Genomic DNA, 13,113 nt, shown 5'->3' with positions numbered 1-13,113 from the left:
GAGGTGCTGTCCAGCGACGGTATGTCCATCGAGATGCGGGACACGGACGAGGATGTCTTCCGTGCGGCGGAAGAACTGGGAATCGACCTGGGTCGGCGCGAGCCGAGCAGTGTCGAAGAGGTCTGACGGCCGCGGCGCGTGACCCGCGGGTGCCGGCCCGCGGCGGAGGCGGGGTGACCGCCTTCCGCCGCGGCCCCGGCCCGCCGCGCTCGGCCGGGTGCCCGTCATGCCTTGCCGCGATCGCGGGGCGGCGGTCCGCCGGCGTCGAGCGGTTCCGCCCGGCGGGTGACGCGGGCCCACCGGCCCGGCTCGCCACCGACGGCCGGTGGCTGCTCGCGGCCACCGGCGACGGCCCGTTGCCGGCGCCCGCGCGACGCCCTTTGCGGGCGGCGGGCGGGCCGCCGGTACTCCCGCGCCGTATCGGGCGGCGGCGTGTGGCACGCTCGTGGCGTGCCCGGTTGCCACGATGACCCCTCCGCGGCCGGCCGCGCGTCCTCGCACGGGATCCTGCCGACGCGCCCGGTGCTCAGCGGCTTCCACCCCGATCCCACGGTGTGCCGGGTGGGCGACGTGTTCTACCTGGCGTGCTCGAGCTTCGAGTACGCGCCGGGGGTGCCGCTGTTCCGCTCGCCGGACCTGGTCTCCTGGGAGCAGATCGGCTCGGCCATGGACCGGCCCGCGCAGCTGCGGGCGGCCGGCACCGCGCCCTCCAGCGGCGTCTACGCCCCGACACTGCGCCACCACGACGGGACGTTCTGGCTGGTGACGACCGATGTCTCCGACGGCCCCGGGCACCTGCTGATGACCGCGGCCGACCCCGCGGGCCCGTGGTCGGACCCGGTCCGCATTCGCGCCGCGGGCGGGATCGACCCGGACCTGGTGTGGGACGCCGACGGCACGTGCCACCTCACGTGGTCGGACGCCGGAATCCGCCAAGCGGTCCTCGACCCGGCCACCGGCGCGCTGCTGTCCGAACCGCGCCTGCTGTGGAGCGGCACCGGCGGCAGGGACCCGGAGGGCCCGCACCTCTACCGCGTCGGCCCGTGGTGGTACCTGGTGATCGCCGAGGGCGGCACCGGCCACGGCCACGCCGTGACCATCGCGCGCGGGCCCGCGCCGGCGGGCCCGTTCGAACCCTGCCCGGACGCCCCCGTCCTGACCGCCCGGGGCGGGCCCGGCCCGGTGCAGAACACCGGCCACGCCGACCTCGTCGAGCGCCCCGACGGGACGTGGGCGATGGTCTTCCTCGGCGTGCGCCCCACGGGTTCGTTTCCCGGATGGCACGTCCTGGGCAGGGAGACGTTCGCCGTCGACATCGCCTGGCGGGACGGCTGGCCTGTTGTCGCCGGGCCGGTCGAGCCGGCGGCGGTGCCGCCGGTCCGGGAGTGCCTGGGCGAGCGCGTACCCGGGCCCGGCTGGGTCGGCGCCGGTGTGTTCCCCGGCGACGTGCTGCGGTGGTCGCGGGACGGGTGGCGGCTGTCGGCACGCGGGCACGAGCGCACGTTCGTCGGACGGCGCCAGCAGCACACCACCGTGACCGCCCGGGCCGAGATCGAGGCGGGCGGCGGTGCCGGTGCCCTGGAGATCCGCACCGACCCGAGACACGCGGTCACCCTGGAGGCCGGCGGCGGACGCGTGCGCGCCGTGGCGCGCGTCGGACCGCTCGTCTCCGTGCTCGGGGAGACCGCCTGCCCGGCGGGCACGATGCTCGAACTCCAGGTGGTCCCGTCGTCGGCACCGAGGTACAGCCGGGAGCGGGGCCCCGATGAGATCGTCGCCGTCGCCCGCACCCCCGGGCGCGCCGTCGAACTCGGCCGGCTGGACGGGCGCTACCTGTCGACCGAGGTGGCGGGTGGTTTCACCGGGCGCATGATCGGAGTGAGCTGTACCGCGGGCGAGATCGGCGTGCGCCGCCTGGAATACCGGGGCGAGGGCTGACGAGCCGCGCCGGGACGTCTCCGGACCGCGGTCGTACCGCCGGTGCTGGGGGAGTCGGCGGCGTCAGCGCGCTCTTCAGCGCCCTGTTCCCGTCCTTGCGCGGGGTGCCGTGCACCCTGGTGGAACGCCACCCCGATGTGCCGTCCCACCCGAGCGCCCGCGGCGCGTGCGCCGGCGGGCGAGGGGAGCGGCAGCGGCGGGGGAGACGGCGCCGCGGGCGGGTGACCCGCGTGGCGCCCGCGCTCGGGGCGGCCGATACCGAGAACATGTGGGGTACGGCCGCGGCGCCGTCGTGGCAGGTCGCCCGCCCGCAATCGGGCCTCCCGGCCGTGGTGCGCCATTCCCGGCCCGGCCCGGCATGGCGAAATCCCCGCCGACATCCCACGATGCATATTACTATACGCATTTATTGCGTTACCTTGGGTTGGCTCGTGCGGGCGTGCTCACGCCGCGGACAAGGGGGACTTGTGGTGGACGTGCGACAACCGGACCTGGCGGGAACGCCCGCCGACGGCACCGACGCACCGTGGCGCGACGACTGGCCGCCACGCGGCGTCGACCCCGACCGCGACGCGCACGACCCTCCGCACCCCGCCAGCGGGGCCGAATGGTGGTGGTTCACCACCCGGCTGTGGGACGGCGGGCGCGAACACGGCCTGGTCTTCCAGTTCCTGCGGCACAGCACCCCCACCGCATCGGGCGATCGGCTGGCCTCCCACGCCGTGATCTGGTCGCTCGGCGACCGCGACTCCGGCTCCCACCAAGGCGAGTCGTGGGTCGACCAAGGGGTCCTCGACCTCGTCCGCGAGATGGCCGCCTTCGACGACGTCATGGACCCGCGGGTGGGCCGGGCCGTGGTCGACTCCCTCGCCGGGGGGCGGTGCCCCACGACCGACCGCCTTTTCCCGCGCCCGGCGCGCTGGACCCCGGGCATGCTGGACCTCGACTTCGGCGGCGTCGCCCGGCTGCACCGCGACGAGCGCGGCGACCTGATCGCCGAAGCCGAAGGCGAGCACACCGGGTTCCGGCTGCGCCTGTCGGCGCTGAAGCAGGCGATCCCCCAGTGGAACCGCACGCGCGCGGGCCGGACGCGGGCCGGCGCCATGTACACCTACTGCGTCCCGCGGCTGGCCGCGCAGGGCACGCTGCTCCAGGACGGCCGCCGGACCCCGGTGAGCGGGGAGGGCTGGTACGAGCACGCCTTCGGCGACTCCTGGTACGACCCCAAGGGCCAGGGCGCGGCGGACCTGGTGTGGATGTGGGCCGGGCTGAGCCTGGACAACGGGTGGGAGCTGGCCGCGTTCCGCGAAGGAGAGCACCACACCGCCCACGCGACCACGGACTGGAAACCGGGCACGGCCGTGCTGTGCTCGCCCCAGGGCGAGCGGATCGAGGCGCCCGCCACCCTGCGCCACTCCCGCCCCTGGATCTCGCTGGCCACCCTCAACACCTACCCCATGGCCTGCGAGATCGAGGTCCCGCACGTGGACCTGCGCGTGGAGGTCCGGACGTGGTTCCCGCAGCAGGAGCACCGGTCCGTGATCTTCCATTCGGGGATGCTGGAGGCCCAGGCCGACGCCCAGGGGACGATGGGCGGGCGCCCGGTGCGCGGCCGGGGCCTGTGGGAGATCTTCCCGTCCAACCGCATCGGGGACTTCGAGCGCTACATCACCCGGGTGCGCGACGCCACCCTGCACGAGATCGACCGGCTCTACCCCGAGCAGGCCGACCCCGCGACCGTGTCCGGGCTGGCCGCGGCCGGCGACGCCCCCGGCCGCGTCGACGGCGTGGTCGACCGGGAGCTGCACGCCGCGCTGGTGGCCCCCGTCCGCCACGCGGTGCGGGGGCTGGGCAAGAGCTGGCGCTCCTACGTCATCACCGCCGCCATCGAGATGTTCGGCGCCGACAGCGACCCCTACCGCCCGCTGATGGGCGCCGTGGAGATCTTCCACTCCGGGAACCTGATCATCGACGACGTCGAGGACCGCTCCGCGCTGCGGCGCGGGCGCCCCGCCGCCCACCTCGTCTTCGGCGAGGACACCGCCGTCAACTCCGGCACCGCCGCCTACTTCGTCCTCGACCGGGTGCTGCGCGACGTGCTGCCCGATGACGACCGCCTGCGCCGCCGGGTCTATGAGCGCTACCTGGAGGTGCTGCGCGCCGGCCACGCCGGGCAGGCCATCGACCTCGCCGGGCACCGGGCGGCCATGGACGCCGCCGTGGAGACCGGCGAGGCGGAGAAGGTCCTGCGGCGCATCCGCGCGGCCCACCGGCTCAAGTCCGCCGTCCCGGTGCGAGGGCTGGCCGAGATCGGCGCCCTGATCGCGGGGGCCACCGACGCGCAGGTCCGGGCGGCCGGCGACTACTTCGAGGCGGTGGGGCTGGCCTACCAGATCTCCGATGACGTGATGGACCTGCGCGGCCTGACCGCCCCCGCCCCCGACGGCGAGCACACCGCCACCAAGCACCGGGCCGAGGACCTGAGCGCCGGGAAGGTCACCATGCCGCTGGCCCACGCCGTGGCCCTGCTCCCGGCCGGCCGGATGCGCGACCTGTGGCACGCGGTGCGCGATGGCGGCGCCGATCCGGCCACCGTGGCCGGGGCGGCGGCCGCCCTGGAGGAGTGCGGCGCGGTCACCGCCTGCACCCAGGAGGCCCAGGTGATGGTCGAGCAGGCGTGGAAGCCCCTGCAGGACCTCGCCCCGTGCACGTGGGCCTCGATGATGATGCGTGCCCTGGGCGCCTACGCGGCCCGGCGCGAACGCGAATGACCTCCGCGGCGGGCCGGGGTCCTCAGGGCCGGCCCGCCTTCCGCCCCGTCCCCGAACCGATAGGTCCCGGCATGCCCGATACCCCTGCCCACGCCCTGACACTCCAGGCTTCGGGCGTCCACAAGTCCTACGGCCGCCACCACGTCCTGCGCGGCGTCGACCTCGACCTGCCCGCCGGGTGCCTGGCCGGGCTGGTGGGGGAGAACGGGTCGGGCAAGTCCACGCTGCTGCGGATCCTCGCCGGGCAGCTCGCGCCCGACGCCGGCGAGGTCCACTGCCCCGGCGGGCTGGGCTACTGCCCCCAGGAGACCGTGCTCAACCCGGCCTTCACCGTCGAGCAGCACCTGCGGTTCTTCCAGGTCGCCTACGACCTTCCCGACCTCGCCCGCGCCCGCGAGCTCCTGGACGTCCTCGGGTTCGCCGCCTACCTCCACCACCGCGTGGCCACGCTCAGCGGCGGCACCCGCCAGAAGCTCAACCTCACCCTGGCCCTCATGCACGACCCGCGCCTGCTGCTGCTGGACGAGCCCTACCAGGGGTTCGACTGGGACACCTACGAGAAGTTCTGGGAACTCGCCGCCCACCTGCGCGACCAGGGACGCTCGGTGCTGGTGGTCTCCCACATCGCCTTCGACACCGCCCGCTTCGACCGGCTCTGGCACCTGGACGGCGGCCGCCTGGCCGAGGGCGTCCGCGTCGCCGCACCGACCCGGGCAGGGAGCTGACCATGCGCCGCATGTGGACGCGTTACACGACCGCCACCCGATTCGCGCTGGTGGAGCACCTGCGCAACCGCCTCGCCCTCTTCCTGGTGGTGCTCTTCATCCCCACCTGGATCACCCTGGTCTACCTGGTCATCGCCGACGCCGACGTCCGGTTCTTCCTGCGCTCCACCGGGGACACCATCACCGTCGACGGCAACCACGTCAGCAAGATCTCCGGCGCCATCAACGCCGTCACGCTGATCATCGGGTTCATGATGTTCATCGTCACCTTCCGCTCCTTCGGGTTCGACGCGCGCCTGGCCAGGGCCGGATACCCCCGCGCCCACCTGCTCGCGGCCAAGCTCACCGCCCTCGTCGCCGCAGCCGCGGTGGTGTGCGCCTACGCGGTAGGGGTGATCTGCTTCTACTGGACCCCGGAGCAGCCGCTCATGCTGTGGGCGGCGCTGGTGGGCGCCGCGCTCGCGTTCGGCGGGATCGGGGTGATGCTGGCCGCGGTGCTGCGCGGTGAACTGGAGGGCATGTTCTGCATCATCATGCTCTCCATCATCGACATGGGCCTGCAGAACCCGGTGGCCAACCCCGCCTCCGACAGCGATGTCGTGCGCTTCCTGCCCACCTACGGCACCATGCAGACCGGCGTCGCCGCCGGCTTCCTCGACACCGTCCCGGCGGCGTACTTCCTGCTGGGCCCGGCCTGGTTCCTGGCCGCGGTCCTCCTGGCCGCGGCCGTGTTCCGCGCCCGCACCCGCGACCGCCGCCGAGCCCCCGCCCGCCCGGCCACCACCACCGGACCGAGCCGAGCATGAGCCCGAGCCCGGGCAGAACGCCCGCCGCCATCGCTCAGGTCACCTTCCGGAAGCCGCGTAGGAGTAGTGTCCTGCTCGGATTCGGGGGGCCGGACACTAGACGAACACCGCGTGCAGGGAACGATCATTGTCGCCGACATAGATCACCCCGTCGACCACAGTCGGCGAGGACCAGATGAATCCGCCGATCTCCGCCCTCCAGCGGAGGGTGCCGTCGGTGGTGTTCACCGCGTACAGACCACCGTTTCCGGTGCCGGCGTAGACGACCCCGTCGGCCACGGTCGGTGCCGAACTCACAGGGCCGTCAGTGGAAGACCGCCACAGTTCGTCCCCGGTGTCCGTGTCGATGGCGTACAGGTACTGGTCGCCACTCCCGGCGTACACCACTCCCTCCGCCACCACGGGGGCCGGCGCTTCCGGTTCTCCGACGCGAAACCGCCACAGATGTTCTCCGCCATCCGTGCCGATGGCGTACAGGTAGGTGTTGTCACTGCCGACGTAGACCACACCTTCTGCCACCACCGGACGCCGCGTGGTGCCGTCGATGCGGGATCGCCACAGTTCCCCTCCGGCGTCGGCGTCGACGGCCATCAGGCCCTGAGCACTACTACTCCCGAAGTACACCACCCCGTCCGCTACGGCGGGGGTCCACCAAATGCCCACGTCGGGGAGCTGCCAGCGTTCTTCCCCGGTGCCCGCGTCGATGGCGTACAGGTACTGGTCGCCACTCCCGGCGTACACCACGCCATCGGCCACTACGGGGGACGATCGTCCGAATTCGGCCCCGATGCGGAATCGAGGCCACCGCTCTTCGCCGGTGGCTACGTCGACCGCGTACAGGTGCCCGTCGTCGCTACCCACGTAGACCACACCGTCCGCCACCACAGGTGACGATCGCACGCGCCCCTCGGAGGAGAACCGCCACCGCTCCTCCCCACTGGCCGCGTCGACCGCGTACAGGTGTCCATCGTCGCTACCCGCATAGAGCACACCGTCCGCAACAGCGGGGCTGGACATCACCGCTCCGCCGGTTTCGAACGTCCAGTTCCACCGTGGGCCGTCGACGAACAGGCGGTCGAACACCCCCCAACCGGCTACACCAAGCCCCGCCGCCGCCCCGGCTCCCGCGACGCCGATCAGGAGGTTCCGCCGCGACGGCCGCGCCGCCACCTGCGGAGTCCGCACATCCGGATCGCTTCCGTCACCGAGCATGAGCCGACGCAGGTCCTCGCGCGCGGCGTCGTTCGCCAGATAGGTGGCGTTACGGGCGAACACGAAGGCCGCGGCGGTGTCCTCGCTGCGCTGGTTGGGCCTGGGCAGGCCCCGTGCCGCAAGCCTGTGTCGCAGGTGGGGGTAGATGTTCCCCAGTGTCAGGCCGCTCGGGCCGTCAGGGACACCGTCGCCGGTCAGCAGGCCCAGAAACTCGCCGGTGAACGCGGTGTAGGAGGAGCCGGCGGACACGTGGGCGAGGTCGTCGGCGGCCGTGAGCGTGTAGGTGCCGGACGCCGAGCTCAGGTCGGCCAGCTGTGTCGCGTCGGCGGTGCCCAGCCCGATGGCCCGCCCGGAGAAGCAGGAGTCCAGGATCACGATCTTGGTGGCGGCAGGGCTGCCGCTGTACACCAGCCGTTTGATCCGAGAGTACTCCAGGCCGGTCGTGTCCGGGTTGTTGTGGTCGGTGTCGGCCAAGGCCAGGCACAATTCGCCTTGTTCGGAAAGGACGCCGTGGCCGACGAAATACAGCAGCAGAACCCCGGTGGTCTCCTGCGCCAGTTCGCGCAGCCGGACGAGGAACCGGCCGGCGTTCGCGGGGTCGATGATCCTGGTGACCTGGTCGGCCTTCCAGCCGCAGAGCCCGGATGTGACCAACAGATTGAACATGCCGTCCACGCTGTTGCCGACGGCGGGATAGGACCGGTACGCGCTGTCCTGGTAGTGCGGTACGCCGATCAGGATCGCCCGCGAACCGGTCGGGATAACGGGCTCACCGCTCATCCGAGTCACGCAGAATCTCGCTGAGCAGGTCCAACTCGCGGGTGTTCGGCTGGCGGGCCGACAATTCCACGGTGCGGCTGTCCGGGGTGACGGTGATTTTGACGGTGATGTCTCCCCGCCGGGTGCGCAGCCAGGAGTTCAGCGAGGTCGTGAGAGCGACACCCAGCCCGCCGGAACCGACCGCGACCGTGAGGAGTTCGATAAGACCGCCGTCCAGCCGACCGTCGACCGGAGGTCCGGTCTCCTGGTGTACCAGGCCGCGGAAATCACGGTTGCCGTTCAGCCAATCGGCCAGCGAGACGTAATCGTCGGCGGTCCCGCCCTCGATCCGGATCTGCAATTCGACAACCCGTCCCTTCCTGCGCCGCGTGCTGTCAGGCACCGGACATAGCTGGGGGCCGGACCTGGTCAGGAAGCCATCTCGGCGACAATTATTTCAAGGAACTTCTTTTCTGTAAAGAAAAAAGATGATGATCGCCTGGTCGGGTGATTCTACTGATCGCAGTACGGGGATTACAAGATCCATTTGTGAGGACCGGCTTGGACGCGTTCGTCAACCCGATCTTTACGGTGCTTTCCGCGTCCTCTTCGGCCCTGGTGGGTCGCGGCGGCTACGCACAGTGCTCGAACCCCTGTGGTGGGGGAGCGTCGCGGCTCTCGTCGACCGGGGAAGGGAGCGGCTGTTCGCCATGGTGCCGATGCTCGAAGGGCGCTACCGTGAAAACGCGAAAAACGGGCTCCCGGAGGAGCCCGCCGAAAAGGTGATCTCCCGGATGTCTCCCATCCGGGTCCGATCATCGCGGACCGTGTGCCAGAGGAGTCCTCTGAACTGCGGTGATGCTGGTGGGCGATACAGGATTCGAACCTGTGACCTCTACCGTGTCAAGGTAGCGCTCTAACCAACTGAGCTAACCGCCCGGGGGGATCGGCGTGGAGGCGGAGACGGGAATCGAACCCGTGTACAGGGATTTGCAGTCCCTTGCCTAAGCCACTCGGCCACTCCGCCACGAGCACGGCCGTGGACGAGCCCGGCGAGTGACCCCGTACGGCCGTATCCGAGCGGACGACGGGATTCGAACCCGCGACCCTCACCTTGGCAAGGTGATGCTCTACCAGCTGAGCCACGTCCGCGTGGCGGGCCGGGGCCCGCGCACAATTCCTGCAGAGCGGACGACGGGATTCGAACCCGCGACCCTCACCTTGGCAAGGTGATGCTCTACCAGCTGAGCCACGTCCGCGCGGCGGTTCCGTACCCGGGTGGGACCCGGTGTGCCGTTCTCGCTGCTGGTTTGAACTGTAGCGGATCCTTCCGCCGGGGAGAAATCGAAATCCCAGGCGGGCCGTCCGGACGAGGGAAGGCGAATCGGGGGAGGGCGCCGGTGCGCTGCGCAGCGCCCCCCAGGGACAGAGGGCCATCGCCCCAGGGGCAGGGCGTCCGCGGACCGGACCGGGCCGTGACGGTGCGTGCGGGCGCCGTCGGCGGGGCCCGGGCGGTTCAGCGTTCGACGTGCGCCGGTGTGGTGGGCATGTCCGGGCGGGGCGGAGCGGACAGGTACTGGCCGACGCGCTGGATGACCTTGTTCATCTCGTAGGCCACCAGGCCGACATCGCATTCGGTGTCGGAGATGAGCGCCATGCAGGCGCCCTCCCCGGCCGCCGCGACGAAGAGGAACGCTTCGTCCATCTCGATGATGCTCTGCCGGATGCCGCCCGCCGCGAACTGCTTGCTGGCTCCCCCCGCAAGGCTGTGCAGCCCCGAGGCGATGGCGGCGAGGTGTTCGGCGGCGGCGCGTTCGATGCCGCTGGACGAGGCCATCAGCAGGCCGTCGGTGGACAGCACGATGGCGTGCTGGGTGCCCTGCGCGCGGGTGAGGAGGTCGTCGAGCAACCAGCTCAGTTCGCCAGGGGCGGTGCTCCGTGAGGTCATGGCTCTCTTGATCTGTCGTCGTCTCCGTGGTGGCGCGGGGCGCCGGCGGCCTGCCGTGAGAGCCGCCCGGCACACCCGCTGGATCCCCCGGGGTTCAGGGAATCCCCATAAGCGTTGCCCAGATGATAGCCATTCGTAACCCGTCCCTCCGGTCTCCGGAGCGGACACGGAGTGGCGCCGGGCCGCTGTGAGTGGGGGATACCGCACTCGGAACGCCCGTCGCGACGGCGTGTCGGGCGGCGCGTGCCGGCGGCACACGCAGGTCAACGGCTCCTCCCCGGAACGCGGCGATCAGTGCGGGTGCGCCCCGCGCCGATCACGAAAGTGGCAGGATCGGGACACGAGGTTGGACCGCGGCGTGCGCCCGCCGCGGAACCGGCGCGAGGGGCGCCGGCGGAGCGCGTCCGCGCACCGCCGGGGCCGTGGCGCGGCGGCTGCGGGCGCGTCGCGGCAGCGCACGACAGTGAGGGGTGGACAGCCATGCGGGTGTGGATCGCGGGGGCGGGGTTCGGCCGGGGACGGGTCCTCGATGCGGAGGAGGCACGGGTCCCCGCGCTCGACCACGGGATCACGGTCGGGGACGGGGTCTTCGAGACGGTGAAGGGGGTGGGCGGCGAGCCGTTCGCCCTCACCCGCCATCTGCGCCGGCTGGCGCGGTCGGCGGCGGGGATCGGGCTGCCGTCGCCCGACCTGGACCTGATCGCCGACGGTGTCCGCCAGGCGATGGACGCCAACAGCGACATCCAGGCGGCGCGGGTGCGGATCACCGTCACGGACGGTCCGGGGCCGCTGGGCTCCACCCGCAGCGGCGGTGAGCCCACCTACATCGTGGCGGTCGGCGAGTTCGGGGAGATCGCGCCCACCGCCGACGTGGCGGTGGTGCCGTGGACGCGCAACGAGAACGACGTCCTCTCGGGCCTGAAGACGACGTCCTACGCCGGGAACGTGGTGGCACTGGACTACGCGCGGCAGCGGGACTGCGCGGAGGCGATCTTCGCCAACACCGCCGGGAACCTGTGCGAGGGCACCGGGAGCAACATCTTCCTGGTGCTGGACGGCCGGCTGGTGACGCCCCCGCTGTCGGCGGGCCCGCTCGCGGGGATCACCCGCGAGCTGGTGCTGGAGTGGGCCGGCGGCGACGAGGCGGACATCCCCATGGCGGCCCTGGCCGATGCCTCTGAGGCGTTCCTCACCGGGACCGGGCGCGACGTGCAGCCGATCCGGATGGTCGACGGCAGGGCGCTTCCCGCGGCGCCCGGGCCGGTGACGCGCAAGACCATGGAGGTGTTCACGGAGCGCGGCGCGTCGGACATGGATCCCTGATCCGCGGGGCGCGCGCCGCGCACGGGGTGCGGTCGGCGGGCCCGGGTCGGGCCGGGGCGGCCGGCGGGTTCCGCCGGCCCGCTGCGGTGCGGGCCGGGTGCCGCTCGTCGGCCGTGGCGGTCGGCGGCACGGGGTGCGCTCCGCTGGTGCGGTGGCGCCCGGTTTCACTGCCCTGTTCCGCCGCACGGGGCCGGGTACGCATTCGGCCGGGCATCTGCCCTGGTGGCGGGTCGTGCGGGCGAGGGCGGTCCGCAGACCGCGCCCGGTGCCCGCCGTTCGGCGGGGCGCCTCAGGAGTGCAGGTGGCGCTCGATCTCGGCGTCGAGGTCGACGTGGTCGCCCTCCTGGCCGGCGGGGACGATCTCGTAGGTGCGGTGCAGGAACTCCGCCAGCGGCGAGATCGCGGCGTCGAACTGCGCCTGCCCGAACGGAGAGGACAGCGCGATGTTGATGGTGCGCTCGCCGGTGCCCTTGGACGGCCAGACCTGGACGTCCCCCTCGCCGACGTGCCGCACGATCCCCACGGTCAGGAGTTCGCGCGCGAAGATCCACTCGACCGGCTCGTCGTCGCCGGTGTGGAAGGCCACCGTGATCGCGTAGGGGTCATCGGAGGTGTAGTCCAGCCGCGCGACCAAGGGGACCGATGTGCGGTCGGGGACCACGAGCCGAAGACCCAGCTCGGCGCTGGCAGTGGTGCCGCTACTGTTCATGTTCGCCAAACCTTTTCTCCGTCCGGCCCCGCGGTTTGCGGGCCCGTTGCCATCTCCCCCGCTCCAACGCGGCCGGGCGCGATCGATGACGCGCAACCGGGAGACTTTTTCCGGCGGATCGTGAAGGGGCGTCCCGCCGCGTCTTCCCCGATCCTTCCGTCACTGTAATGAGCTGCGGAAACCAAGAATTTCCCAATGATCTGTGTGCCGTGTCACGCGGAGGGGGACGCGGGCCGGTGCGCCGGCGCCCGCGGACCGGCCGGACCCCATTGCATGAAGGGGTTTCACGTTTTACGTTGCCTTGAACACCCGCGCGAACGCACGCATGTGATCTCAGTCACATTGTGATCGCCTCTCGGGGGCGGGCGATGGCGTCGGAGGCCCGGCGGATGCGCTAGAGTCTTCCTTGTCCGCCCCGCCGGACCGGCAGGGACAAGGGCGATTAGCTCAGTTGGCTAGAGCGCGTCGTTCACACCGACGAGGTCACTGGTTCGAGTCCAGTATCGCCCACAGGCAGCGAAGGCCGACCCCCGTTCCCGGGGGTCGGCCTTCGGCGTCGGGCATCCCGTCGCCGCGGCGGGTGGGAATGCGGCTCAGGCGCGCTTGCGACGCCGTTTTCGGGCCCGTTCGACGCGGACCTCGTGGGCCTTCACCCGGGCGCGGTGGGCCCACCGCCGCGCATAGCGCAGCGGGGCCTTGGCCCAGCCGAACTCGGTCGACAGGATGGCGAGCCCCAGGATGATCGCGGCCGCTCCCGGCCCGGGGGTCACGCACATGATGATCCCCGCCGTCAGGATCGCCCCGCCCACCACCGCCACCGCGGTGCGCCACGTCAGGCTGAGGGCCGGGTGGGAGTGCATCCGCACACGCCAGATGCGCAGTCGGGCACGGAATCGTCGCCATCGCCGCGTGCGATGGGGGG

10 protein-coding genes and 5 tRNA genes are annotated in these 13,113 nt (G+C 72.0%); 6 read left to right on the top strand and 9 right to left on the bottom strand.

Features of this window, described 5'->3' with window-relative positions; genetic code table 11:
- The first annotated feature begins 450 nt into the window (after nucleotides 1–450).
- The 4 genes from ACFO4E_RS29055 to ACFO4E_RS29040 all read left to right on the top strand — a co-directional run bounded on the left by ACFO4E_RS29055 (nucleotide 451) and on the right by ACFO4E_RS29040 (nucleotide 6,240).
- On the top strand, nucleotides 451–1,938 hold the full coding sequence (locus ACFO4E_RS29055) for a glycoside hydrolase family 43 protein (RefSeq protein ID WP_378580344.1): 1,488 nt from the start codon (nucleotides 451–453) through the stop codon (nucleotides 1,936–1,938).
- Nucleotides 1,939–2,408: 470 nt separating this feature from the next.
- Nucleotides 2,409–4,709, top strand: coding sequence for a polyprenyl synthetase family protein (locus ACFO4E_RS29050; protein WP_378580342.1), 2,301 nt, complete (start codon nucleotides 2,409–2,411; stop codon nucleotides 4,707–4,709).
- A 71-nt stretch (nucleotides 4,710–4,780) separates the two neighbouring features.
- On the top strand, nucleotides 4,781–5,434 hold the full coding sequence (locus ACFO4E_RS29045; protein ID WP_378580340.1) for an ABC transporter ATP-binding protein: 654 nt from the start codon (nucleotides 4,781–4,783) through the stop codon (nucleotides 5,432–5,434).
- 11 nt (nucleotides 5,435–5,445) lie between these two features.
- Nucleotides 5,446–6,240: an ABC transporter permease gene (locus ACFO4E_RS29040; protein ID WP_378580338.1), complete on the top strand. Its 795-nt coding sequence runs from the start codon at nucleotides 5,446–5,448 to the stop codon at nucleotides 6,238–6,240.
- Nucleotides 6,241–6,336: 96 nt separating this feature from the next.
- Here the strand turns inward: ACFO4E_RS29040 and ACFO4E_RS29035 are convergent, their stop codons facing one another.
- The 7 genes from ACFO4E_RS29035 to ACFO4E_RS29005 all read right to left on the bottom strand — a co-directional run bounded on the left by ACFO4E_RS29035 (nucleotide 6,337) and on the right by ACFO4E_RS29005 (nucleotide 10,159).
- Nucleotides 6,337–8,232, bottom strand: coding sequence for a caspase, EACC1-associated type (locus tag ACFO4E_RS29035; RefSeq protein WP_378580336.1), 1,896 nt, complete (start codon nucleotides 8,230–8,232; stop codon nucleotides 6,337–6,339).
- Nucleotides 8,222–8,614, bottom strand: coding sequence for an effector-associated constant component EACC1 (locus ACFO4E_RS29030; protein ID WP_378580334.1), 393 nt, complete (start codon nucleotides 8,612–8,614; stop codon nucleotides 8,222–8,224). The genes ACFO4E_RS29035 and ACFO4E_RS29030 overlap by 11 nt, the downstream gene beginning before the upstream one ends.
- Nucleotides 8,615–9,073: 459 nt before the next feature.
- Nucleotides 9,074–9,150 (bottom strand) — tRNA-Val (locus tag ACFO4E_RS29025).
- 13 nt (nucleotides 9,151–9,163) lie between these two features.
- Nucleotides 9,164–9,238 (bottom strand) — tRNA-Cys (locus ACFO4E_RS29020).
- Between the two features lie 52 nt (nucleotides 9,239–9,290).
- Nucleotides 9,291–9,363 (bottom strand) — tRNA-Gly (locus tag ACFO4E_RS29015).
- 34 nt (nucleotides 9,364–9,397) lie between these two features.
- Nucleotides 9,398–9,470 (bottom strand) — tRNA-Gly (locus ACFO4E_RS29010).
- Between the two features lie 257 nt (nucleotides 9,471–9,727).
- Complete coding sequence (locus ACFO4E_RS29005) at nucleotides 9,728–10,159, bottom strand: roadblock/LC7 domain-containing protein (RefSeq protein ID WP_378580332.1); 432 nt, start codon at nucleotides 10,157–10,159, stop codon at nucleotides 9,728–9,730.
- A gap of 480 nt (nucleotides 10,160–10,639) precedes the next feature.
- Here ACFO4E_RS29005 and ACFO4E_RS29000 point away from each other — a divergent pair, with 480 nt between their 5' ends.
- Nucleotides 10,640–11,482, top strand: coding sequence for an aminotransferase class IV (locus tag ACFO4E_RS29000; protein WP_378580330.1), 843 nt, complete (start codon nucleotides 10,640–10,642; stop codon nucleotides 11,480–11,482).
- Nucleotides 11,483–11,771: 289 nt separating this feature from the next.
- On the opposite strand, the gene ACFO4E_RS28995 is transcribed toward ACFO4E_RS29000, so the two are convergent.
- Nucleotides 11,772–12,191, bottom strand: coding sequence for an SsgA family sporulation/cell division regulator (locus tag ACFO4E_RS28995; protein ID WP_378580328.1), 420 nt, complete (start codon nucleotides 12,189–12,191; stop codon nucleotides 11,772–11,774).
- 436 nt (nucleotides 12,192–12,627) lie between these two features.
- Here ACFO4E_RS28995 and ACFO4E_RS28990 point away from each other — a divergent pair.
- A tRNA-Val gene (locus tag ACFO4E_RS28990) sits at nucleotides 12,628–12,701 on the top strand.
- A gap of 83 nt (nucleotides 12,702–12,784) precedes the next feature.
- Here the strand turns inward: ACFO4E_RS28990 and ACFO4E_RS28985 are convergent.
- Nucleotides 12,785–13,051: a PGPGW domain-containing protein gene (locus tag ACFO4E_RS28985; RefSeq protein ID WP_378580326.1), complete on the bottom strand. Its 267-nt coding sequence runs from the start codon at nucleotides 13,049–13,051 to the stop codon at nucleotides 12,785–12,787.
- Nucleotides 13,052–13,113 lie beyond the last annotated feature (62 nt).

This window comes from Nocardiopsis mangrovi, assembly GCF_042653925.1.
In the GTDB taxonomy this organism is placed as follows: Bacteria; Actinomycetota; Actinomycetes; order Streptosporangiales; family Streptosporangiaceae; genus Nocardiopsis_B; species Nocardiopsis_B mangrovi.
The sequence above is the reverse complement of the archived record's forward strand: the minus strand, read 5'-3'. Positions and strand labels throughout refer to the sequence as shown.

Coding starts and splice junctions, on each gene's coding strand:
- ACFO4E_RS29005 (WP_378580332.1), bottom strand. CDS start 10,159: ATGACCTCACGGAGCACCGCCCCTGGCGAACTGAGCTGGTTGCTCGAC.
- ACFO4E_RS29000 (WP_378580330.1), top strand. CDS start 10,640: ATGCGGGTGTGGATCGCGGGGGCGGGGTTCGGCCGGGGACGGGTCCTC.
- ACFO4E_RS29045 (WP_378580340.1), top strand. CDS start 4,781: ATGCCCGATACCCCTGCCCACGCCCTGACACTCCAGGCTTCGGGCGTC.
- ACFO4E_RS28995 (WP_378580328.1), bottom strand. CDS start 12,191: ATGAACAGTAGCGGCACCACTGCCAGCGCCGAGCTGGGTCTTCGGCTC.
- ACFO4E_RS29035 (WP_378580336.1), bottom strand. CDS start 8,232: ATGAGCGGTGAGCCCGTTATCCCGACCGGTTCGCGGGCGATCCTGATC.
- ACFO4E_RS29040 (WP_378580338.1), top strand. CDS start 5,446: ATGTGGACGCGTTACACGACCGCCACCCGATTCGCGCTGGTGGAGCAC.
- ACFO4E_RS28985 (WP_378580326.1), bottom strand. CDS start 13,051: ATGCACTCCCACCCGGCCCTCAGCCTGACGTGGCGCACCGCGGTGGCG.